The organism is Acetivibrio cellulolyticus CD2 (genome assembly GCF_000179595.2).
Classification (GTDB): domain Bacteria; phylum Bacillota; class Clostridia; order Acetivibrionales; family Acetivibrionaceae; genus Acetivibrio; species Acetivibrio cellulolyticus.
On sequence record NZ_JH556659.1, the window covers coordinates 1206855 to 1231061 of the forward strand.

The following is a 24207-nucleotide window of genomic DNA, read 5'->3' on the forward strand; positions in this document are numbered from 1 at the left end:
GTAATTGTACATTTTAGTGTAAAATCTATTTAGTCCCTATATGTTTTTTGCATGAGGGCTTAAAATAGAAAAGGCGAATTTTGAAAGACAGGAAATAAGGAATAGCCAAAGTTATATTTTCAGCATTTCTGAGTAATGTTAAAATGTACATGGTGTAATTCTGTTAATATAGGAGGCACTAAAACGTGACAAGTAAAGCTTTATATATATCGGACCTTGATGGAACACTGCTAAGGAGTGATAAGGAATTAAGCGATTATACAAAAAAATCTCTAAATACTCTAATATCTAATGGTGTACACTTCTCAGTTGCGACTGCAAGGTCTTCGGCTACAGCTTTGAAAATTTTGGAGGGACTTAATATTGATGTTCCTGTAGTTTTGATGAATGGAGTTGTTATATATGATATTGCTCAAAAGAAATATGTAAAATTGGAGGTGATTCCAACTGAGACTGTCAGGGATATTATTGATATATTTAAAAAGCATGATATTACTGGGTTTATGTATGCAATTTCCAATAATGAACAGATAACATACTATGAAAATCTATGCACAAAGCCATTGAAGGATTTTTATGATGAACGTGTAACAAAATACGATAAGGCCTTTGAAAAGGTTGAAAGCTTTATAGACAAGACAACGGATAATATCATCTACTTTTCCTTTATGGATCTATTCGATAGGTTATATCCAATTCAAAATGAATTAAAGAACCATCCGGAAATAGAAGCCGTGCTATATAGAGATGTTTATAATGAAAACATATGGTTTTTGGAAATACACAGTAAAAACGCGTCAAAGTATAACGCTGTAAAATACCTGCGTGAATATTTCGGGTATGATAGGATAATAGGTTTTGGCGATAATCTAAACGATATACCACTGCTGAAGGCCTGTGATGAGGGTTATGCAGTTTCAAATGCGGTTGATGAACTTAAGGAAAAGGCAAATGGGGTTATTGATGACAATAATTCAGACGGTGTTGCGAAGTACATTTTCGAAAGGGAAGCGGGCAGAGGCTTTTAGAATTTAAAAAGCTGTTAACTGCCATATTCCTTCGATTTTAAGTCAAAGCGTCAAAAATACACTTGCAGGTAATTGTGCACTTTTGGTAGGTATGTTAATATTATATCCTGAGGTGATTAAATTGTTAATTATAGGTTTGAATGGTAGTCCAAATAAGAATGGAAACACCAAATTTTTATTGAACGCAGTTCTTGATAAGGTTAAAGATATGGGGGCTGAAACTGTTATACTTGAGGTCCCTGAACTTTTGAAATCTGCAAAAAACAGTTTTTGCGTTTCATGTAGTACACCATGTTCCGGTGCATGTTATAAGGATACAAAGCTGGAAGAAGCGTATGAGTTGATGAGGAAAGCGGATGGATTACTGCTTGGAAGTCCTTCTTATTTTGGAACTGTGACTGGACAAATGAAGGCCTTCTTTGATAAGACAAGAAAGCTAAGAGGGGAAAAGGCTTTTTATAATAAGATTGCAGCTGGTGTTACTGTTGGTGCATCGAAATATGGAGGTCAGGAGACAACTATGAAAGCGCTTTATGACATTATGATGGTTCAAGGTATGATGATCGTAGGCGATGGCTATTTTGAAGATGATTGCGGTCACCATGGTGTTTGTGCACATAAACCGGCAGAAGAGGACGATTTCGCTCAGAAACGTGCTTCTATTCTGGCTAAGAGACTTTTTGAAGTTTGCAATGCAACTGAATCATTAAGAAAATAGAACCTAATAAACTCACTAGATTGGAGCTTACGTGGGACTTGGGTTCTGAAAGTGCAGGTAAACATGAAGCTAAGGAACATTGTTTCCTTTGTATCGTGTTTAGTTGGACTGATAATGGCTGTGAGAAGTTATAAAAGATTTGATTGGAGTTATAAAAGAAAAGAGAAACGGCTAATTTGCTGTTTCTTTTGTTTTAAAGATAACCCAATGTATAAATATCCAATTATAAATTAAAAAAATTATCATGTCTTATTTTTTTTGTTATTAAGTGTTATAATAAATTAGATATATTTTTTATTAATAAGAGGTTTAATTAGGCCAAATAAGGCTAGACCTTGAAATTATGCAAGAGTTATACTTTCAGCATTCTCAAATGCTTTCTTATTATAGATTAATGAAGTTGGTTTATTGATATTTATTTAAATCAGGAATTAACGCATTACAGTAAAATTATCCATATAGGCAGTTGGTATTGTGATTTTATGGTTAGAAGGAGATATATATGTCAAAAGAACGGTTTAATATATTTACAGGGCACTTTGGAAGCGGAAAGACCGAAGTAGCTGTAAACTTTGCTTTAAATGCTACAATCAGCCTTAAGAATGTTGCTATAGTTGATTTGGATATAGTTAACCCGTATTTTCGTACAGCTGATGTGAAAAATGAGCTTGAAAATAGTGGAATTTGGGTGGTTACACCTATGTATGCAAATACAAATGTTGATGTTCCGGCATTACCACCAGAGATGAATACTTTATTTGAAAAAAAAGAGTACAATGTTATTTTGGATGTAGGTGGTGATGACCTTGGTGCCAGAGTTCTGGCAAGATACAGGGATGATATTAAAAGTCAGGGATATTGCATGTATTTTGTAGTTAATACCAGAAGGCCAATGACAGATACTGATATAAAGCTAGAGCAGATGATTTATGAAATTGAAAGCTCATCGGGGCTAAAGGTCACAAAGCTTGTCAATAATACAAATCTTTTAGAATATACCAGTGTAAACGATGTTGTTGAAGGTCACAAAATGATTAAAAGAATATCTGACAAATTGAATATTCCAATTGGATTTGTCAGTGGTTTTAGTGATTTGATAGGTGAAGTGGAAAAGGAAGTTGATTGTGAAGTTTTTCCGTTAAAAAAGCTAATAAAATTGCCTTGGAATTAATGGGGGGAATACTTGTGGGAAATGTCAGGTTAAGAGAGTTTCTTGGAGAAGGATTTGTAATCAGGACAAAACACTGTAGTAGCTCTATCTGGGTAACAAATGTAGTGTATGCAATCAACGAGGATTTTATAGAAGTTGATATTGGCCTTGAGAAGGATTATATTGATAACATAATTATGATTGGGGACACGATGAAATGCAAGTATACTTCGGATGATTATGAATTTAATCTTATTGGTTGGGTAACGAGGATTAAGGCTGATTTTCCACAGAGTATCACTATTAAAGTACATGACATAGAGAAGTTTGCCAATAAACGTGATAGTTATAGATTTGACGTTTACCTTTGTTCTGTTATAAAAGTAAAGCGTTTTGAAGAAAAAGGTATTTTTGCGATACTGACCAACATTAGCCGAACAGGGGCAGCATTTGTTTTAAAAGAAGAACTGGAGAAGCAACTAGGCATAACGGATTTAGCAAAGATAGAAACTACTTGCATTTTTGAGGTTTATGTATCACCTGAGAACCAGATAACCTTTGAAGGAGTTATAAGAAGAAAAGGTGATAATGAAAGAGGTATAGAATACGGTGTTAAAATCACTGATATTGATATAAAAAGCGAAAAAGTATTATTAGAGCTTCTAGAAGAACTTGAAAAAAAAGATAAAGAGTTCTATAATAAACGAAGCAGCTTTTGGTCGAAACATAGCAAGTATAATAAGGGTGGAGATGAATAATTGGCATTTCTCTATCTCATAGATTAGATAAATTTGCCTGATGGTTATTCTTAAAAATCTATTAGTGCTAAGTGAATCTGAGATTTTGCTTATTTTGAAAAATACGGTTCTGTGGGTTATAGAAATCGTTATTGTTTAAACCACTAAGTAATGGGGGATTAAAGATGGCAAAAGTTACATTTTTTGAAGACCGTTGTAAGGGATGCAAGTTATGTACTACGGTATGTCCAAAAAATATCGTAGTTATTTTGGAAGATAAGATAAACCAGAAAGGATTTCATCCTGCTGGTGTATCTGAGATGGATAAATGTATTGGCTGCGCTTTTTGTGCTACCATTTGTCCGGATTGTGTTATTGAGGTTGAAAAATAGAATTCATTTTTAGTGTAATGAATTAAGGTAGGGGGACTTAGGTAAATGGGTGAAAAATTATTGATGAAAGGTAATGAGGCAATTGCCGAAGCTGCACTTAGAGCAGGTTGCAGGCATTATTTCGGATATCCGATTACACCTCAGACTGAAGTTGCACATTATATGGCAAAGAAAATGCCTGCACTTGGTGGTACGTTTGTACAGGCAGAAAGTGAAATTGCTGCCATAAATATGGTTTACGGAGCAGCAAGCGCCGGAGTAAGAGTTATGACATCTTCTTCAAGCCCAGGAATAAGCTTGAAACAGGAAGGTATTTCATACGCGGCTGGAGCAGAACTTCCGGCTGTTATAGTTAATATTGTAAGATGTGGTCCGGGGCTTGGTGGGATTTTACCTGCGCAATGTGACTATTTTCAAGCTGTTAAGGGCGGAGGTCATGGAGACTACAAATTAGTTGTTTTAGCGCCGTCTAGTGTTCAGGAATTATATGAGCTTACAGTTGAGTCTTTCAATATAGCAGACAAATACAGACAGCTTGTAATGATTATGGGTGACGGTGTTTTGGGTCAAATGATGGAGGCTGTTGAATTTAAAGATCAGGAAAATGTTGAAAAGATCGATAAACCATGGGCAACTGTAGGAACAGGACTTAAGAGAGAACATAATACTGTCACTTCAATCTATATTCAGCCTGAAGTACTTGAAGATCACAATAAGAAACTTCAAGCTAAGTACAAGGTTATTGAAGAAAACGAAGTAAGAGTTGAAAGTTATAACTGTGAAAATGCAGATATTATTGTTACCGCTTTTGGTACAACTGCAAGAATAGTTAAAAATGTTATTAAAATGGCTAAGAATGAAGGTATAAATGTTGGATTAATCAGACCTATTTCGCTTTGGCCATTCCCGGTAAAGGAATTTGAAAAGTATGCAGAAGTGCCGAAGGCTTTCCTGTCTGTTGAACTTAATGCCGGTCAAATGGTTGAAGATGTAAGACTCGCAGTAAATGGCAAAAGGCCGGTTTATTTCTATGGAAGAATGGGTGGAATGATTCCTACTCAGCAGGAAATTTTAGATCAGATAAAGCAAATATTAAATAAGTAAGAAGGGGAAGAAAAATGGCTACTGTTTTTAAGAAACCACACGCTTTGATAGATAAATCAATGCACTATTGCCCTGGTTGTACTCATGGTATTGTACACAGGATTATAGCAGAAGTGTTGGATGAGTTGGAGATAGAGGGTAAGACTGTAGGTATTTCTCCTGTTGGATGTACCTATAACAATTACGAATACTTCAATTGCGATATGGTACAGGCAGCACACGGAAGAGCTCCGGCTGTTGGTACTGGCGTCAAGAGGGCGAACCCTGATAATGTTGTATTTACTTATCAAGGTGATGGTGATTTGGCGGCAATTGGTACTGCTGAAATTGTGCATGCTGCTACAAGAGGCGAAAAAATAACTACAATATTTGTAAATAATGCTATTTATGGGATGACATCGGGTCAGATGGCTCCTACAACACTTATAGATCAGGTTACAACAACTTCACCATTCGGAAGAAAACCTGAAATTCACGGTTTTCCGATAAAGGTTTGCGAGCTTTTATCTACTTTAGAAGGTGCAGTGTTTGTTGAAAGAGTATCATTACATGATGTTAAAAATATTATGAATGCCAAAAAAGCTATCAAAAAAGCATTTCAAGTACAGATGGCTAACCTGGGTTTTGGAATAGTTGAAGTATTGTCCTCCTGTCCTACAAACTGGGGAATGCACCCAGTAGATGCTTTAGGATGGATTAAGGATAAAATGGTTCCTTTTTATCCATTGGGTAATTTTAAAGGCAAGGACTTGGAGGTGTAATTTGATATGAATCATCAAGACGTTATAATAGCAGGATTTGGTGGTCAGGGTATTTTATCTGCCGGAAGGATTCTAGCATACGCAGGAATGCTTGAAAATAAAAATGTATCATGGCTCCCTTCCTATGGACCTGAAATGAGAGGTGGTACTGCAAATTGCAGTGTAATTTTATCAGATGAAGCAGTGGGATCACCAATAATAAATTATGCTACATCACTTATTGTTATGAACGGTCCTTCTCTTGAAAAATTTGAAAGCATGGTAACCAGTGGAGGCGTTATTATTACAGACAGCTCACTTATAGAAAAAGTTCCTACTAGAAAAGATGTTAGTGTTCACTGTGTACCAGCTACAAAGACTGCTTTGGATATGGGGAATGGTACATTTGCTACTATAATCCTATTAGGTAAACTTATTGCAGCAACTAATATTATTTCAAAGGAATCGTTTGCTGAAGCTTTGAAAAAGACACTTCCAGCGAAAAAGCATTATTTGATACCTGAAGAAATAAAAGCATTGGAATATGGAATGGAGTTCTAGTTCCACGAACGTAAATTAATATAAAGTATATTGTCTTTGGACAGATAAAGTGCATTTTAGCATTACGAATGAGTTAAGATTTGTAATGTAGAATGCACTTATTATTTTATGAATTCCTCAAATTGACCACGTCAAAAATCGAAATTAATATGTTTTAGGCATCCTTTTTTTGGGAATAAAATGATTCAAGCATATGGAAAAGGGCTACAACGATTAGTTGTAACCCTTTTCAGTGTATAGGGGTTTATAAACATCTGTACATAAAGTGCAGACTATTATACATTAAATAATAACTGCCCGTAAGTTGGGAATGGCCACATTTCTTCATCAACAATCATTTCAAGCTTGTCAGCCACTGCCCTCAACTCACTCATTTTTACAAATACAACATCCCTGTACATAGCAGCGTGATCGAATGTATCACCTGAGAAGTTTGCAGCATCTGAAGTAGCTTTTTCAAGGGAAGTTATATTCTTTTTAAATTGTGCCAAAAGTGTTGAGACTTCAGAGAGAAGTTCCGTTTGGGCGCTTATATCTACACTCAAACCTGTTGCCTGTATGGAAGCAATTGTACTTGCAATGTTTCCTGTGAAGTCAATAACAGCAGGTAATATCTGACGTTTTGCCATGTCAAGCATTGTAAGGGCTTCAATGTTAATTGATTTGATATATGTTTCAAGTATTATTTCATAACGTGAGTGAAGCTCAGTTCTATTTAATACGCCATGTTTTTCAAATACATTTAAGTTCTTTTCTTTAACCATTGCTTTTGTAGCTTCAACAGTTGAACTTATATTTGGAAGACCTCTTTTTTCAGCTTCTTTTACCCAGTCTTCTGAGTAGTTATTGCCATTGAAGATAATTCTCTTGTGATTTGATACTATTTCTTTCAACAAAAGCTGTACTTCAGCATTAAAGTCTTTAGCTTTTTCGAGGCGGTCTGCTATATCGCTTAGTACTTCAGCAACTATTGTATTTAATACAAAGTTAGGTCCTGAAATGGAACCTGAAGATGGAACCATTCTAAACTCAAACTTGTTGCCAGTAAATGCAAACGGAGAAGTTCTGTTTCTATCAGTTGCATCTTTTGGAAGTGTAGGAAGTGTATTAACTCCTATTTTAAGATCTCCATTTTGAATGGAAGATTTTGCTCCGCCATTTTCTATCTGTTCAAGTATGTCTGTAAGTTGATCACCAAGGAAGATTGAAATGATAGCCGGTGGGGCTTCATTTGCTCCAAGACGGTGGTCGTTACCAGTATTTGCAGCAGAAACTCTAAGCATATCAGCATATTCATCTACTGCTTTTATAACAGCACACAAGAATACTAAGAACTGTGCATTTTCATGTGGTGTTTTTCCTGGATCAAGAAGGTTCTGACCGTCGTTTGTACTCATTGACCAGTTATTGTGTTTTCCTGAGCCGTTAACTCCTGCAAATGGTTTTTCGTGCAACAGGCATACAAGTCCATGTCTTAACGCAACTTTCTTTAATGTATCCATGATTATGTGGTTATGGTCAGTTGCAACGTTTGTTGTACCGAATATTGGCGCTAATTCATGCTGCGCAGGTGCAACCTCATTGTGTTTTGTCTTTGCAGATACCCCTAATTTCCAGAGTTCCTGATCTAACTCTTTCATGAAATTAGAAATTCTTTCTTTAAGCGTTCCAAAATAGTGGTCTTCCATTTCCTGACCTTTTGGAGGTTTTGCACCAAATAAAGTTCTTCCTGTATAAATTAAATCTTTACGCTGATCAAAAAGCTCCTTGTCTACAAGGAAGTATTCCTGTTCCGGTCCAACTGTTGTTATAACTCTTGTTGCAGTAGTATTTCCAAATACTCTCAACACACGAAGTGCCTGTGTTGATATTACTTCCATTGACCTTAACAGAGGTGTCTTTTTGTCCAATACTTCGCCTGTGTATGAACAGAATGCTGTAGGAATATACAAAGTATTGTCTTTAATAAATGCAGGTGATGTGCAGTCCCAAGCGGTATAACCTCTTGCTTCGAATGTTGCTCTAAGGCCTCCTGATGGGAATGATGAAGCGTCAGGTTCACCCTTAATAAGTTCTTTTTCTGAAAACTCCATAATTACTTTTCCATCGTCTGTTGGAGAAATGAATGAATCATGTTTTTCAGCAGTGATCCCTGTCATTGGCTGAAACCAGTGAGTATAATGTGTTGCACCCTTTTCTATAGCCCAGTCCTTCATAGCGTTGGCAACAACCTCTGCTACTTGTGGAAGAAGTGGAGTACCTTCATCTATTGTTTTCTTTAAAGCCTTATAAGTTGGTTTAGGGAGACGTTCCCTCATGGTTGCATCATTAAAAACGCTTGAACCAAATACTTCTGTCAAAGAATGTGTTTGTGACTCGAAGTTAGACATTTTAAAATCCCCTTTCAATATTATTAATATAAATTTTCAACTATGTTTTCGTGAAGTAAGTCATAATAAAAGAGCGTATCAAAAAAAATCTGAAACGCCCTTGTTTATCATATAATACTTATAGACTTTATAAAACACCACTGTTTGAACCTATAAAGTTTAATGTATATCTTATATAATAATGTGTTTCTAAGAAAAATGCAAGATACAATTTATACAATTTCAAAAAAAATTTTTACATGATTTTGTTAATATTAAACATGTGCATTATAGAGCTTTCTACTGGAGAGGTACTCAATTTCTTCTTCGGTGTAATTTTTAAACACGTGATCATGCATCGAATTTAGATCAAGCTCCCCTTCAATTTTATGAATATGGCCGTTCTCCGTTTTAATTGGCAGGCCTGTAAAGCCTGTATAGTAGTGCGAATGTCCATTGTAGGATGAAATACCAAAGAAGGTATGAATATGGAATACTTCAATTCCTATCATGCTATCGGTAATTCCGGTTATTTTATGTTTATGTCCACTAAAAGCTCTTGATTCAAATTTGTACTTATGCAAATGAGAGTTCATAAAAACCTCCTTTTAAAACGGCAAAGTAATATAAGGTATTTATTATTTTGCACAAAAAGGTTTTTTTTATAAACCCAATTATTGTATTAATTAATGTATATAAAATAAGATCCGTCAACCATTTTTGCTTTACCTGATAAGGTAGTGCTTTCAATTTCATATTTTTTTGTTATGGCATCTTTAGCATATCCTATGTAAGAGGTTAAAAGATCGCCTACACCTATGCTATGCTTTAAGTTTTTATTAAGCGTATTTATTAGACCTGGAAGTTTATCAATATTGGATATTGTTCCATGCTGTTTTATAAAGGCATTAATGAATTTTAACTGGTTATTCTTTCTTTCAACATCACCTATTTGAATGTGTTCGTTTTTAGTATTATAGCCCTGTCTAAACCGTACAAAACCTTCAGCTTCTTTACCGTTCAACTGCTGCATGCCTTTTTTCAGATGGATCGAAAGGTCCTGGTATGGGTCATCATAGTTCATGTCATAGGGTACTTCCAGATCAACTCCACCAAACAGGTCAACCATCTCAACGAAGCCTTCCGGATTTATTTTAACATAATCGTCTACTTCTATACCGAATTTCTCTTTTATTACACCAGCAAGAAAATTCATTGAATATGGTTCAAATTTGCCTTTATATTTTAAGTATGGGCCTATGTTATGTGCACAATTTATTTTGTAAAAGCCCGGATTATCTGCTTTGCCATGAATTTCAAGGTAATGTCTTACTTTCTCGTTGTAGTCAATATGCAGGTCCCTGGGTATCATAATTAGCTTGAGTTTTTCGTTTTCCTTATCAATGCTTAAAATACCAATAGTATCATAAAGCCCGCTTAATTTATCAGAACCTACAAATAAGATATTTTTACTTCCTTTTGTTACAAGCTGCTCTGAATATAAATTTTCGTTTGTAAGCCCAGCAATGGAGTCATAATCAATTTTACCCGGAGTTGAAATATTGGAAGGCTTCGGTATGTACTGGTCGTTTTTATCTGTGATATCAATGGGGTCAATAGTGGGCTGACTTTCAAATGTACTAAGTGCCTCCGTATTATCCTTGCCCAATAGGCCTAATTTACCGAGAGTGAATACTGAAACTGTTATCACAACAAAAACACTCAGCCATATAAAAACATTCTTTTTAAATCCGTTTTTAGAGCTTTTTTTCTTTCCCATGTTTTTCTCCTCTTAAATCCATCTTGAACTCAGTATTTTCTGAAAATTTTTATACATTGATATTTTAACATAAGAACACAGGGGTTCGGGCAAAAAAAGACAAAATTTAAGAAAAACTTAATCTATTCTATCTATTATTATATCGGAGTAATAAGATATTGGTTTTATGAGTATATATTTAAAAAACTGGAATGATATACCTGTATTTTGCTTGTTGAGATGTTTATGATTTAGGCCAGATGAAAAAGGTGATTGCTAAGTGTTATGTTCATAGTTTATTACATACAAGCTATGTTGACATATAGATATTACAAAAGGCAGATGAAAAGTTCATCCGCCCTTTGAATATTGCAAAATGTTAAGAGAAAGCGATTGAGTTATATTTTAACAGTCCAACCAAATTTGTCTTCAAGCTTACCACTCTGAATTCCTGTTATTGCATCATAGATTTTAGATGAAAGCTCACCGATTTTACCGTTATTTATTTCTACTACATTTCCGTTCCAGTTGAGTTCTCCAATTGGGGAGATAACAGCAGCTGTACCGGTTCCAAATGCTTCTTCAAGGGTACCGTTTGCATGAGCATCGTAGATTTCCTGAATAGCTATCTTTCGTTCTGTAACTTTTACACCCATGGAATTGAGAAGTTCAATGGTGGATGATCTTGTAATACCAGACAGAATACTACCTTCCAAAGAAGGTGTTATAACCTCTCCATTTATCTTGAAGAATACATTCATAGTACCAACTTCTTCAACATATTTTTTCTCAACGCCATCCAACCATAAAACCTGAGTATAGCCTTTTTCCTTGGCTTCCATCTGAGCTTTCAAACTGGAAGCATAGTTGCCGGGAGTTTTTGCAAAACCAATTCCGCCTTTTACTGCACGGACATAATTGCTCTCTACATAGATTTTTACAGGATTCAAGCCTTCTTTATAATAAGCACCAACAGGTGATAGAATAATCATAAACTTATAGGTATGAGAAGGTCTAACCCCAAGATTTGGATCGGTTGCTATAATAAATGGACGTATATAAAGTGATGTTCCTTCTGCTTCAGGTATCCAGTCTTTATCAACGTTTACCAGTGCTTTAACTGCCTCAACAGCAAAATCAACATCAATTGAAGGTATACATAATCTGTCGTTTGAAATGTTTACTCTTTCCATGTTCTTTTTAGGCCTGAAAAGAAGTATTTCCCCATTAGAACCTTTGTATGCTTTTAAGCCTTCAAAAATGGCTTGACCATAGTGAAATACCATACATGAAGGATCAAGACTAAGGGGAGCATAAGGAACGATCTTTGGATCGTGCCATCCCTTACCCTCAGTGTATTCCATTATAAACATGTGATCTGTAAAATATAATCCGAACCCTAAGTTGTTTTGATCAGGCTTTTGTTTAGGACTTTTCGTTTTTTCAATTACAATTTGGTTGGACATAGTGTATAAACCCCTTTCAAAATATATCTAAAAATTAAATTGGTAATAATTAGGTATTTAAAACACACCCCATAGCATGGGGCAAAAATCTTATATCTATTATGCAACTTTTTAGTTCAAAAATCCAGCTTTTTATTAAATTAGTTATAGAAAGTTTAACATAAAATATAAAATGTGTAATAAAGGATAAAATATTAGGAGTGAATTATATAATAGAAAGATATGTTTTTTAACTATATGTGCTATTTGTATTGCTATGTTGTTACATTATTTGCTATTATTAATATGGTTGAGACTGTTTTTTCGCGGAAAGCATTTGGGCTTATCAATTCCTATTTTCGTGAGATAATATAACTAAAGCTATTGAACGCATTGCTTAATATAATTATCAATTATATGTTAAATATAAATTTGGGAGGAAAATATGATAGAGAAGTTTTATCCAAGGCTCAAAATAGATAAAGTTCAGGATATAGAACTTAATATGCTTACAAAAAATAAAATAAAAGGACTTATCCTTGATATTGATAATACTCTTGTACCGGAACATGTGGCCGAGGCAGACAAGAATGCGGTGGAATGGATTGCAAAAGTAAAAAACGCCGGCTTTAAAGTTTGTATTGTTTCTAACGCTTCTGAAAAAAGAGTGGTTAAATTTAATGAAAAGCTGCAGGTAAATGCAATTCATAAAGCCTCAAAGCCTGGAAGCAGGGCATTTATGAAAGCTGCAAGGCTTATGGATATAAAAGCTGAAGAAACTGCTGTAATAGGTGATCAGATTTTTACCGATATATTTGGTGGAAACAGAGTAAATATGTTTACAATACTTGTTAAACCTATTGACAAGAGGGAAGTCATTTATGTCAGGGCCAAAAGGATCGCAGAAAAGTATGTACTTGCAAAGCATGAAAAATTATTATCAAAATCAAAAAGATAAAAGGAGGTATTATGAATATTGATTCCAGCGTTACAGGTAAGACGAGACTTCTGGGCTTAATCGGAAATCCTGTTGAACATTCTGTTTCACCTCAACTTCATAATTCACTGAGTTTGTTGTTAGGTTTAGATCTTTTGTATGTACCGTTAAAAGTGGATAAAGAGAATCTTGAGGTTGTAGTAAAAGCTCTAAAGGCTGTAGATTTTGTTGGTTTTAATGTAACCATACCGTATAAGCGGGACATTATGAAGTTTATTGATGATAATACCAAAGAAGCTATATTAATGGGATCGGTAAATACGGTAAAAAAAATAGAAGGCAGACTTTATGGGTATAATACCGATGGGGAAGGCTTCCTTAGAGCTTTTAAAGAGGCTGCAGGAACGGGATTTAAAGGTAAAAAGGTAGTCATGATAGGAGCAGGAGGAGCGGCAAGGCCAATTGCTGTGAAGATTGCGATGGATGGAGCTGAGAAAATCAGCATTGTAAACCGAACAACTCAAAAATCCGTTGAACTGGCTGAGGTTGTGAATGAGAATGTAGCTGAAATTGTTCAGGTATACAATTTTGAAGACAAGACTTTAAAGATGGCGTTTGAAGAAAGTGATATAATTATAAATACTACATCAGTTGGAATGAGTCCGGATATTGATAAGTCGCCGATTGAAAATATTGATTATTTCAGAAGTGGGCAGATAGTTTATGATATTGTATATAATCCCTCCAAAACAAAATTTCTTGCAGATGCGGAAAGCAGAGGATGTAAGGCAATTGGTGGTTTGGGAATGCTTTTTTATCAGGGCATAAATTCATATGAAATTTGGACAGGGGTAAAATTCTCTGAAAAAGACCTAAAAGATATTTACAAGTCTTTTATTACAATCCTTAATAAATAAATTATATAGTAATTAGATTTAAGAACCCCTTTTGGATTCAAAAAAAATTCAAAGGGGGTTTTTATTACGCCTCTTTCGAACTAAGTGAAAGCGGCAAAAGCAAAGTTGCTCGATGCTTGGAGCTTTTATTTAGGAGAATTTACAAAGCAAGCCTCCTAATTGTAAAAAATGTAGTATAAAGTAATAATGAACTATTACCGATATAACTATAGTTATAAGATAGTAGAAATAGGCTTTACTATGAATTCATCGCTAAAGGTGGATACTATGAAGAAACAAGTGCGAAAAAGGCTGGGGGATCTTCTGCTGGAAGTTGGTCTTATTACACCTGAACAACTTGAAAATGCACTGAAGATCCAGAAGACTACAGGAAAAAAACTGGGTGAAGTTCTGATTGCAGAAGGGGTTGTAACTCACGAAAATATTATTGAAGTTCTGGAGTTTCAGCTGGGTATTCCTCATGTCGATTTGGAGAAATACAATATAAATCAGGCTGCAACCATGCTGGTTCCTGAAGGTCTTGCAAGAAGATATGAACTTATTCCCATTTCCCAGCAAAATGGCATGCTTACAGTTGCGATGAGTGATCCTTTAAATGTTTTTGCAATTGATGATGTTACTATATATTCAGGTATGGAAGTTCAGCCTGTTATTGCTTCTTCTTCGGAAATAATTAAAGCAATCGGCAAGTATTACGGTAAACAACATGCATTAAGAGCTGTAGAGGAATTTAAAAAGGAAAATGAATCATCATTAAGGATAAACTCCGAAAACTCTGAAGATCGGCTAAGTGATGAAGTCAGCAATGCTCCTGCGGTTAAGCTGGTTAATTCAATTATTGAGCAGGCTGTGAGAAATAAGGCAAGTGATATCCATATAGAGCCTTTTGCTCAATTTATTAAAATCAGATTTCGTACAGACGGAGAAATGCACGAAGTAATGAAGACAGAAATCGGCATTATGAATGCTCTTGCAACGCGTATAAAAATAATTTCCGGTATGAATATTACGGAAAAAAGGTCTCCACAGGATGGTAGGTTTACTGTCAAAGTTGACGACAGGGATTTTGACCTTAGAGTATCAATCTTGCCTACTGTGTTTGGAGAGAAGATAGTTATAAGAATAGCTGACAAGAAAGCTTTCGTTGTTTCTAAAGATCAACTTGGCTTTAGTGATGAAGATAAGAGTAAGTTTGAGAAAATGCTCAAAAATCCACATGGTATAGTGCTTGTAACGGGCCCGACAGGAAGCGGTAAATCGACAACCTTGTATACTGCACTGAGTGAAATAAACAAACCGAATATAAATATAATTACCATTGAAGATCCTGTTGAATGTTTGATTGAGGGTGTAAACCATGTTCAAGTAAATAATAAATCGGGATTGACCTTTGCGTCGGGACTTCGTTCAATACTGAGGCAGGACCCGAACGTAATAATGTTAGGTGAGATAAGGGATGGCGAGACAGCTGAAATAGCTGTTAGAGCTGCAATTACAGGGCACTTGGTGCTTAGTACTCTTCACACTAATGATGCCCCGGGATCAGTTATAAGATTGATTGACATGGGAATTGAACCGTTTCTGGTAGCTTCTTCTCTTGTGGGAGTAATAGCGCAAAGGCTTGTCAGAAAAATATGTTACAACTGCAAACAGGAGCATATTGCAACTGACGAAGAACTCTCTGTGTTGGAGATAGATATACCTGTTCAGTTATACTCGGGAAAAGGTTGTGTTGTTTGTAACGGTACAGGTTACAAGGGAAGAATAGGCATTTATGAGATTATGGTACTTACAAGAAAGCATAAGGAACTTATTAATAAAGGCTGTACAGAGGAAGAATTAAGAAAATTGTCCATTGAAAACGGAATGAAATCGTTAAAAGATAATGCTCGGCTATTAGTGCTGGAGGGGAAAATTAGCATTGAGGAAATGATAAAGATTACATTTTCCAATGAAGAAAAATCATAAATTTGTGAATTACTTGTGGTATAATTAAGGCTATTTTTAACGAAAGCAAGCAAGGAGGATTATGAATGAATCTTGAAGCGCTTTTTAGAGCAACGGTTGAACAGGGAGGATCAGACCTGCACCTTACAGTAGGGGTACCACCTACCATAAGAAAGAATGGAAGACTGATAAGGTTGGAAGATAAGGCACTTGATGCAAAAGAAACTGAAGCATTTGTAAGACAGTTGGTTTCCGAAAAACAGATGGAAGAACTCGAGAAAAGAGGGCAGGTTGACTTATCTTTTTCATGGGATGGCATTGGACGTTTCAGGATTAATGCTTTTAAGCAAAGAGGTTCCTTTGGAGCCGCTATAAGGCTCGTAAATTCAGTGGTAAAGACTGTAGCGGAGTTAGGACTGCCGGGTATAGTTACTGAACTTGCAAGAAAAACCAAGGGCTTGATTCTTGTAACTGGTCCTACCGGGAGCGGAAAATCAACAACACTTGCTTCGATAATAAACCAGATAAATGAAGAGAGAGATTGTCATATTTTGACACTCGAAGATCCTATTGAATACCTCCACAGACACAAAAAATCCATTGTTAATCAGAGGGAGATAGGAAACGATTCTACTTCCTATGCAGCTGCGCTAAAAGCTGCACTAAGAGAAGACCCGGATGTAATATTGGTTGGTGAGATGCGTGATATAGATACCATTTCCATAGCAATAACAGCTGCCGAGACAGGACATCTTGTCCTTTCAACACTTCATACAACAGGAGCTGCAAGTACAATAGACAGAATCATAGATGTGTTTACGCCACATCAGCAACAGCAGATAAGGATACAGTTGTCGGTTATTCTTCAAGGAGTAATATCGCAACAGCTCCTACCGAGAATTGATAAACCAGGTAGGGCTGCTGTTATAGAAATTATGGTGGCAACACCTGCCATTAAGAACCTTATCAGAGAGGGAAAAACACATCAAATTGATTCTTTGATCCAGACGGGTGCAAAGTTTGGTATGCAGTCGATGGATAGCAGTTTGGTGAGCTTGTACAAAAAGGGAATTATAAGTCAGGAGGATGTAATGGCATATGGCTCATCTCAGGAAAACATAATAAGGTTTATGGGAAGGTAAGTTGTAAAATAAAGTGACGGAAGAAGCAAAAAATTGAGACTCATGGTAAAATCCATTGTATAATGTTTAGCAACCACGAAAAACAAACAAAGGAGAAAACCATGAGCCAGATTAATAATACCGCAAAAACAAAAAAATATAAACACCTAAAAGCAAGAGAAAGATATAGTATTGAAATATTGTTAAAAGAGGGATTAAAACCTTATGAAATAGCACAGCGCATGCAAAGAGGTATCAGAACAATAGAAAGAGAAATATCGAGGGGAAAGATAAAGCTTGTGAACTCTGATTTGACTTACAGAGAAGAATATTGTGCAGATGTAGGGCAACGAATATATTATGAGAATGCAAGGAACAAAGGACCTGGATTAAAGATAGGTAAAGACCACAAATTAGTCAAACACATAGAAAAAAAGATTGTAAAAGAAAAGTATTCCCCAGATGCAGTGATAGGAGAGATAGAAGCGAAAGGCTTAGAGTTTGAGACCCAAATATGTACAAAGACAGTATATAACTATATAGATTCGAGAGATGTGTTCTTAAACCTTACAAATATAGATCTTCCAGTGGAAAAAAGCTGGGCAAAAGGAAAAACTTATAAGAAAAATAAAAAATCCCGCATAAAAAATTTAAAAGGAACAAGCAATTGAAGAAAAGGCCTACAAAAATTGATAAGCGCGAGGGAATATGGACATTGGGAAAATGAATTGTGTTGTTGGAAACGTGAAGGGGAAAGGTGCAGTATTACTGGTTTTAAGTGAGAGAAGTATACGCGAGGAAATAATAATCAAAATGCCATCAAAGACACAAGAATCAGTAGTAGCAGCACTAGATTGTTTGGAGAAGAAATATGGTAAATCATTTAAGGATAAATTCAAAACAATAACAGTGGATAATGGTAGTGAATTTCTTGATTATGAAGGCATAGAACGGTCTGTGAGGGCTGGAAAAGATAAAAGGGTGAAACTATATTATGCACATCCATATAGCTCCTGGGAAAGAGGCACAAACGAAAATACAAACAAGCTAATACGCCGATTTATACCAAAAGGAACAGATATAGGGAGAATAAGTAAAAAGACGATAAAATGGATAGAAACATGGATAAATAACTATCCAAGACGAATATTAGCATATAAGTCTGCAATTGATATGGCTGCAAGTTAAAACCTTGGGACTCTGTCCCAAGCCCTGTCCTCGCCAGAAGGCAGCCGGTCTGTCATAACAGACCGGGAACAAAAGGATGATAGTGCAATGGATGTAAAGGGTCTCCGGCTTTGCCTACGATGAACGAGCTATGCTCGCCCTTGACATCCCGAACAATAGTGCCAATAGTTTGCATTATACAAGTTTACCAAAATTTTACCGTCACTTTAACTTGCAATTTATATAAGGTTTATGGGAATGTAAAATGATTATTGTAAATATGGATAATTTGTGATATAATTTAAATATGTAAAAAAAGGATTCATTTGTCTATTCATGTTTTATTTCATATATATAATTCAAAAAAGGATTTTGTATTCATAGTTGTGTAATTCTTTAAGACTCTAGAGTTGTGTTCTGTAGTGTTTCTAAATATAAAGGAAATTCTCTGTATATAATTGTAACAAATATCAAATTTCTCTAATAATTGCATGATGAAGGTTGCGTTGGATTGTTTTGGTTTTGCCTAAAACCGGAGTTTTAGGAGGAGGACAATGTGGCTACTTATAATTACAGAGCAAAAACAGTTACTGGAAACATTTCTGCAGGTAAAATTGATGCAACAGATAAAAATATGGTTGTATCACTTCTTAAGAATAGAGGTCTTTACCCGCTTGAGATTAGCGAGCTGAATTTACTTGATAAAGATTTAAAAATGGGTTCGGGTAAGAAAATACCCTTAAAGGATTTGTCTGTATTCTGTAAGCAGTTTTATACCATGGCTGATGCCGGCGTAACGATAATCGGTTCGTTGGATTTGCTTAGAAGGCAGACAGAAAACCGTAAATTGGCCAATATACTCAGCAAGGTTTATGAAGATGTACAGAAAGGTATGTCACTTTCAGAAGCAATGAAAGTACATAAAAGTGAGTTCCCTACTATTGTTATTAGTATGATTGAAATAGGGGAAATCAGCGGTAATCTTGATACTGTGCTGGATAGATTGGCAACTTACCTGGAAAAGGACAATAAAGTTAAACAAAAGATTAAGACGTCTATGGTATATCCAAAAGCTATTGGTGGTATAGCTATTGTTGCTGTAATATTCATGATGATTTTTGTTGTCCCCAATTTTATAACCATGTTTAAAGGTATGGGAAGTGAGCTCCCTTTACCGACAAGAATACTTCTAGCTATAAGCGACACATTTAAAAACATTTGGTTTCTGCTTGGTGCATCTATTGTTATTCCCAGCCTGGTTATTGCATATAAAAAATTTATAAAGACAGAGAGAGGAAAGTACATATATGACAAGATTGTACTTGGCCTTCCAATTGTAGGCAAGAATATGAGGAAAATAATCGCATCACGTTTTAGTAGATCTTTAAGTTTGATGTTAAAGACTGGTGTGCCCCTTATCCAGGCGCTGGAGGTGGTAGGAAACTTACTTGATAATGAAGTGGTTAACAAAGGTATGATAAAAGTTAAAGAAGACATCAAAAGAGGCTCAGGTTTAGCTGAACCTTTGGAGGCAGTAGGTATATTTCCCGTAATGGTAACTCATATGATCAGTATTGGAGAAGAAGCAGGATCTCTCGACTCTATTGTAGAAAAGGTGGCGGATTTCTACGATGATGAGTTAGACGCATCTATTGGAAAAATACTTGCAATGCTAGAACCTCTCATGATTGTAGCAATGGCTGTGGTTATTGGAGGGATAGTTATTGCAATGATTCTTCCCATCTTCTCAATGTACCAAAATGTAACGTAATCAAAAACATAGGAGGTATTTGTATGTTCAAAGGAATGAATAAGAAAAGAAAAAACAGTAAAGGGTTTACACTCGTAGAATTAATCGTTGTTGTTGCTATTTTAGGTATATTGGCGGCTGTTGCAGTTCCTTCAGTTCTTGGTTACCTCGATAGTGCAAAAGTTAATACCGATAATTCTAATGCAAAAGAAATAGAAGCCGCTATTTTAAGACTCGCTGCAAATAACAAGATTACATTAGGCGATACACCGACATCAGCTGCTTCAATAACAGAAGCAGTTAAGTTGGAAATTGATATGCCTGCTGTTCAACAAACTGGATATGGATTCTATTATGATCCTAAAACAGGAAGAGTTAAATGCGTTAAGACTTCGGAGGCTGCATCTACTTTACAGGCAATTCCGCAATAGAAAGTAATTTGTCTAATAAACTGCTGCTAATGTAGCATTCAATGTTGTTTAAGAATATGGTATATTTTAGAATAAATAGTTACATGGCTGACGCCACTCAGCCTTGTAACTTATTTTATATTGATTACTCATAAACCTTTTTACATAAAGGCTTTTTTCCTATATAATATAAATAAAATCTATATACAGAAGAGGAAAAATAAATGGAAATTATTTTGCTTATATATGTGACAGTTATTGGAGTAGTTATTGGTTCCTTTTTAAATGTATGTATTTATCGTATTCCGAAGGAGGAGAATATAGCTTACCCTCCATCACATTGCGGCAGTTGCGGTAAGAGACTGACGGCAGTTGACCTTGTTCCTGTTTTCAGTTGGTTATTTCTTAAGGGTAAGTGCAGGTATTGCGGCAGTAAGATATCGCCAAGATATGCCATTGTTGAGTCTTTAACGGGACTTACTTTTGCGCTTTTATATAATAAATTTGGAATTTCAGTAGATTTACTATGTTCCGCTTTTCTTATGTCAATTCTCATAGCAGTATTTTTTATTGATATAGACCACAGGATAATACCTGATGAACTGGTTGTTGCAGGACTTGTGGCAGGAGGTATTACAATTATATATAACGCTTTTTTCCCTATGAAGATATTTGGTGAAGGGGGAAAGTGGTGGGATCCTATACTTGGAATGTTTGCCGGTTCGGTTACGTTGTTGGTTGTTGGGTTAATAGGAATGTTAATTTATAAAACTGATGATGCAATGGGGGGCGGAGATATAAAGATATTTGCTCCGATAGGTATTTTCCTGGGATGGAAAATGACCTTTATTGCTTTGTTGGCATCTATTGTTCTAGCAGGGTTAATAAGCCTTATTCTGGTTATCATAAAGGTAAAGGGCAGGAAAAGTACTATCCCATTTGGACCATTTATTGTAATGGGCACTCTAATTACGTATCTTTATGGCTGGGATATTTTGAAATGGTATGTCAGCAGTTTGCTTTTCTGATATTAAAGCTTTCAATAAAATGGCTATATAGATAACGAACACCGAAGGTAAATCTATATAGCATTTAAACGTTATCTAATTTATATGAAAAACATCCTTTAAATTTAGTTTTAGAGTTTTTCGTCTATATTATTTTCAAAAAATTATTATTTAAATTATTAATTTGTACGATATAGTTTTTAGAGATTGAGGAGAATATAGTTTTTTTGAGAGATAAAAAGAATAATCGGCAGGAGGATTATACTATGCCCCAAATTAAAAATTATATGGAAGAAATAGTCTTTTCTTTAATGAAGGAAGTTTTGGATGATATAAATGTCTGCAGCTGTGAAAAGTGCATTCTCGATATAGCAGCAATAGCGTTAAATGATCTGCCTTCAAGATACATTGTAAGTGAAAGAGGCGAACTGTATTCTAAAGTAAATTCTTTGAAACAGCAGTTTGAAGTGGATGTAATAGCAGCTATTACAAAGGCTGCTGTGCTTGTCAAACGTAGACCCAGACATGAGTAAATTAAGGCCCAAAGTAAATGAAAGCCCAAAGTAAATGAAAGCTGTGAACTTAAAATGAGGAGCTATTTTATCTTTCAGTTTGGAGTGAGAGCTTATGTTTATGAAGAAATACCTTGCCATTGATATAGGAAACAGGAAAACTAAAATTGTCCTTGGCGGTATTGAGAAGGATAAAATAGTTGTGGATAATTATTTTATTACAGATACACCAACAGGAATAATGGAAGATGGAAAAATCACAAATCTTAATGGCCTCATTGCTATGCTTAAGGATTCCCTTAAGAAGGGGAAGATAAGAGGTAAGCATTTGGTTATGAGTATAACAGGTACAGGGATTATTACAAGGGACATTCAGTTACCTAAGTCTACAGATGAAGAATTGGAAAAAATTCTGGGGTTTGAGGCCCAACAATATTTTCCGGTTGAACTTGATAATTATATATTGGACTTTAAGGTTCTAGAAGAAATAGATAGCGGGGATGGTGTCTTCAATAGGGTTCTGCTGGTAGCTGCTCCTGTAAATCAAGTGGATGAGTTTATGAAAGTTCATAAAAGGCTTAATAAGGAAATTGAAGCTATAGATATACCTGCTAATAATATTTGCAAGGTACTTTTCGGTGAAGCATACGTGGGAAAAGAGCTTAATGGTAAAGAATTACCTCATGAATTTGCAGTTTTAGATTTGGGAGCTAAGACTACAGGCGTGTACATTTTCTCATCCGGTAAGTTAAAATTCAGCAGGATTTTATTAAATGGAAGCGGTGACATTGACGACCTGATTGCAAGTCAATTAAATGTCGATTTTTCTAAAGCGGAAGAAATAAAAATCATGGTAGGGAATCTAATTGCCGATGATGACCTTATCAATCCTAATAGTGAAGATGCTAAAATAAGCAACTTAATCAAGCCAGCTGTAAATAATCTAATGAGTGATATTAATAGATTCATAGAATTTTATAACAGCAGAAGTACCGGAAACAGGCTTGATAGGATTTTTCTTTGTGGAGGAGGAAGTAAGTTAAAGGGGATAGATATTTATTTCAGAACTTATTTTAATATTCCCGTTGAATTTTTAGACCCTCAAAAATTTGTACTTTACAAGGGACATAAAAAAATGGAGGAGTTTAGTGAAGATTTTGTTTTACTTGTAAATGCATTAGGATGCCTTGTGAGAAGTTAGGAATGTTTAGAAATATAACTTTAGGTGTTTCTTAGTCTTCTATCATGTAATTATTTTCGGGATGAGCGTAAAAAATATATTTAGTGTAGGGATGTATCACTATGAAGAAAATAGGGAAAAAAGGTACAACATTAGTTGAGGTCATCGCTTCACTTGTTATTGTTGGTATTATACTAACTCCGATTACAAGCATATTTTATATGGGTTACAAAAATTATTTTGTAGAAAATGACAGAATGACAGCCCAACAGGCAGCAAAAGATGTTTTGGAGATAATAACCAAAGACTTGAGGTTTTATGAAAATAAATATACTGAAGTAGATGCGATAACTGGGAAATCTTTGATAATAAAAGATGGTACTAATTTTCCAGGGGACGAGATAGTGTATTCCTTTGATGAAGGGCAAAAAATGATTTTAAGAAATAATGTTGCTTTATTAGAAGACAACACTATTTTGATAACTAATTTTTCAGTACAGGAAATAAAATTATCAGACTATGATAGTAGTTTGATAAAAATCAGTGTTACTGTTAAGTCTGGAAAAAGCGATGAAATTAATATGGAAGGCAGTTATAGAAGAAAATATAAATAGCCTAAAGTCGGAATTTGAGGGTGTGAGGATCATTTGAAGGACCTAAATCTTGTTCCTAAAAGTTATATCCTTAAAAGAAAAAAGCGCAAAAAAATGGTTTTCTATGGTCTTTTTAGTGTGGTTATTGTTGCTGCAATAATTGTTATAGTAGCGATACCTGTATTAAAAATACAGAGCTTGAAAAGTAGACTGGCTTTTTTGGATCTGAGTGAGAAGGAGGCAAGCAAGTACATAGAAACCGAAAATGAGTTTAATGTGGTTAGGAATATGTATTTGCAAAGGGAAAATGAGGCTAAAAGGCTTTCAAAGTCCGGCGTAGATATGTTAAAGATAATTGAGAAGCTGGAGAGCTACCTGCCAGATAGAATTTTTATACAAAGTATGGTTGCGAACAAAGCTGGAGATGGTCAGGTTGAGATCACTATAAGAGGGATTGCTGAGTCCGAAGAAGAAATTGCTACATTTTCCGATTATATATCAAAGGATGAATATTTTAGCGGTATAAATATCGGGTCTGTGAGTAATATGTATACCGCCGGCAGCAAAAAAGGTGATAATGAATTGAAAAACGACGGGCAAAAAGATAGTAAATCATCTTATAGTTTTGATGCAATAATATATTTAACAGCCGGGAAGTGATAA

The 24207-nt window shown here is 35.2% G+C and carries 23 protein-coding genes and 1 pseudogene; 20 read left to right on the top strand and 4 right to left on the bottom strand.

Going from position 1 to position 24207, the window contains the following annotated elements:
- Positions 1 to 185 precede the first annotated feature (185 nt).
- The 8 genes from ACECE_RS0225280 (at position 186) to ACECE_RS0225315 (ending at position 6430) form a co-directional block, all read left to right on the top strand.
- Positions 186 to 1028, top strand: a complete 843-nt coding sequence (locus ACECE_RS0225280; RefSeq protein WP_010252530.1) for a Cof-type HAD-IIB family hydrolase — start codon at positions 186 to 188, stop codon at positions 1026 to 1028.
- Positions 1029 to 1149: 121 nt separating this feature from the next.
- Positions 1150 to 1746, top strand: coding sequence for a flavodoxin family protein (locus tag ACECE_RS0225285; protein WP_010252531.1), 597 nt, complete (start codon positions 1150 to 1152; stop codon positions 1744 to 1746).
- Between the two features lie 502 nt (positions 1747 to 2248).
- Positions 2249 to 2917 (top strand): hypothetical protein, encoded by a 669-nt coding sequence (locus ACECE_RS0225290; RefSeq protein ID WP_010252533.1) that lies wholly within the window; start codon positions 2249 to 2251, stop codon positions 2915 to 2917.
- A 14-nt stretch (positions 2918 to 2931) separates the two neighbouring features.
- The gene (locus ACECE_RS0225295) at positions 2932 to 3654 is read left to right on the top strand and encodes a PilZ domain-containing protein (protein WP_010252535.1); all 723 of its coding nucleotides are present in this window, start codon (positions 2932 to 2934) and stop codon (positions 3652 to 3654) included.
- 164 nt (positions 3655 to 3818) lie between these two features.
- Positions 3819 to 4025, top strand: a complete 207-nt coding sequence (locus ACECE_RS0225300) for a 4Fe-4S binding protein (RefSeq protein WP_010252537.1) — start codon at positions 3819 to 3821, stop codon at positions 4023 to 4025.
- A gap of 45 nt (positions 4026 to 4070) precedes the next feature.
- Positions 4071 to 5129, top strand: coding sequence for a 3-methyl-2-oxobutanoate dehydrogenase subunit VorB (locus ACECE_RS0225305; protein ID WP_010252539.1), 1059 nt, complete (start codon positions 4071 to 4073; stop codon positions 5127 to 5129).
- Between the two features lie 14 nt (positions 5130 to 5143).
- Positions 5144 to 5890 carry a thiamine pyrophosphate-dependent enzyme gene (locus tag ACECE_RS0225310; RefSeq protein WP_010252542.1) on the top strand — a complete coding sequence of 249 codons (747 nt, stop codon included), beginning with the start codon at positions 5144 to 5146 and terminating at the stop codon, positions 5888 to 5890.
- 6 nt (positions 5891 to 5896) lie between these two features.
- Entirely contained in the window at positions 5897 to 6430 is a 534-nt protein-coding gene (locus ACECE_RS0225315; protein ID WP_010252544.1) for a 2-oxoacid:acceptor oxidoreductase family protein, read from the top strand.
- Positions 6431 to 6705: 275 nt separating this feature from the next.
- Here the strand turns inward: ACECE_RS0225315 and ACECE_RS0225320 are convergent, their stop codons facing one another.
- The 4 genes from ACECE_RS0225320 to ACECE_RS0225335 all read right to left on the bottom strand — a co-directional run bounded on the left by ACECE_RS0225320 (position 6706) and on the right by ACECE_RS0225335 (position 12024).
- The gene (locus ACECE_RS0225320; protein ID WP_010252546.1) at positions 6706 to 8820 is read right to left on the bottom strand and encodes a glutamine synthetase III family protein; all 2115 of its coding nucleotides are present in this window, start codon (positions 8818 to 8820) and stop codon (positions 6706 to 6708) included.
- Positions 8821 to 9074: 254 nt separating this feature from the next.
- On the bottom strand, positions 9075 to 9395 hold the full coding sequence (locus ACECE_RS0225325; RefSeq protein ID WP_010252548.1) for a YmaF family protein: 321 nt from the start codon (positions 9393 to 9395) through the stop codon (positions 9075 to 9077).
- 86 nt (positions 9396 to 9481) lie between these two features.
- Positions 9482 to 10579, bottom strand: a complete 1098-nt coding sequence (locus ACECE_RS0225330) for an LCP family protein (RefSeq protein WP_010252550.1) — start codon at positions 10577 to 10579, stop codon at positions 9482 to 9484.
- A 377-nt stretch (positions 10580 to 10956) separates the two neighbouring features.
- Positions 10957 to 12024, bottom strand: a complete 1068-nt coding sequence (locus ACECE_RS0225335) for a branched-chain amino acid aminotransferase (RefSeq protein WP_010252552.1) — start codon at positions 12022 to 12024, stop codon at positions 10957 to 10959.
- Positions 12025 to 12448: 424 nt separating this feature from the next.
- On the opposite strand from ACECE_RS0225335, the gene ACECE_RS0225340 reads away from it, so the two are divergent.
- From ACECE_RS0225340 to ACECE_RS0225395, 12 genes and pseudogenes are all read left to right on the top strand, one after another.
- Entirely contained in the window at positions 12449 to 12961 is a 513-nt protein-coding gene (locus ACECE_RS0225340) for a YqeG family HAD IIIA-type phosphatase (RefSeq protein ID WP_010252554.1), read from the top strand.
- An 11-nt stretch (positions 12962 to 12972) separates the two neighbouring features.
- The gene (gene aroE, locus ACECE_RS0225345) at positions 12973 to 13857 is read left to right on the top strand and encodes a shikimate dehydrogenase (RefSeq protein ID WP_010252556.1); all 885 of its coding nucleotides are present in this window, start codon (positions 12973 to 12975) and stop codon (positions 13855 to 13857) included.
- 267 nt (positions 13858 to 14124) lie between these two features.
- A complete protein-coding gene (locus ACECE_RS0225350; protein ID WP_010252558.1) occupies positions 14125 to 15825 on the top strand; it encodes a GspE/PulE family protein in 1701 nt (566 codons plus the stop codon).
- Positions 15826 to 15890: 65 nt separating this feature from the next.
- On the top strand, positions 15891 to 16946 hold the full coding sequence (locus ACECE_RS0225355) for a type IV pilus twitching motility protein PilT (RefSeq protein ID WP_010252559.1): 1056 nt from the start codon (positions 15891 to 15893) through the stop codon (positions 16944 to 16946).
- A 101-nt stretch (positions 16947 to 17047) separates the two neighbouring features.
- Positions 17048 to 18113: pseudogene (locus ACECE_RS28820) on the top strand (IS30 family transposase).
- Between the two features lie 535 nt (positions 18114 to 18648).
- Complete coding sequence (locus tag ACECE_RS0225365) at positions 18649 to 19863, top strand: type II secretion system F family protein (RefSeq protein ID WP_010252560.1); 1215 nt, start codon at positions 18649 to 18651, stop codon at positions 19861 to 19863.
- A 23-nt stretch (positions 19864 to 19886) separates the two neighbouring features.
- On the top strand, positions 19887 to 20273 hold the full coding sequence (locus ACECE_RS29860) for a type II secretion system protein (RefSeq protein ID WP_010252561.1): 387 nt from the start codon (positions 19887 to 19889) through the stop codon (positions 20271 to 20273).
- Positions 20274 to 20476: 203 nt separating this feature from the next.
- Complete coding sequence (locus ACECE_RS0225375) at positions 20477 to 21280, top strand: prepilin peptidase (protein ID WP_010252562.1); 804 nt, start codon at positions 20477 to 20479, stop codon at positions 21278 to 21280.
- A gap of 245 nt (positions 21281 to 21525) precedes the next feature.
- Complete coding sequence (locus tag ACECE_RS0225380) at positions 21526 to 21792, top strand: late competence development ComFB family protein (protein ID WP_010252563.1); 267 nt, start codon at positions 21526 to 21528, stop codon at positions 21790 to 21792.
- Positions 21793 to 21886: 94 nt separating this feature from the next.
- Entirely contained in the window at positions 21887 to 22972 is a 1086-nt protein-coding gene (pilM, locus tag ACECE_RS0225385) for a type IV pilus assembly protein PilM (RefSeq protein ID WP_010252564.1), read from the top strand.
- 101 nt (positions 22973 to 23073) lie between these two features.
- A complete protein-coding gene (locus ACECE_RS0225390) occupies positions 23074 to 23565 on the top strand; it encodes a type IV pilus modification PilV family protein (protein ID WP_010252566.1) in 492 nt (163 codons plus the stop codon).
- A 33-nt stretch (positions 23566 to 23598) separates the two neighbouring features.
- A complete protein-coding gene (locus ACECE_RS0225395) occupies positions 23599 to 24204 on the top strand; it encodes a PilN domain-containing protein (RefSeq protein WP_010252568.1) in 606 nt (201 codons plus the stop codon).
- The last annotated feature ends 3 nt before the right edge of the window (positions 24205 to 24207 follow it).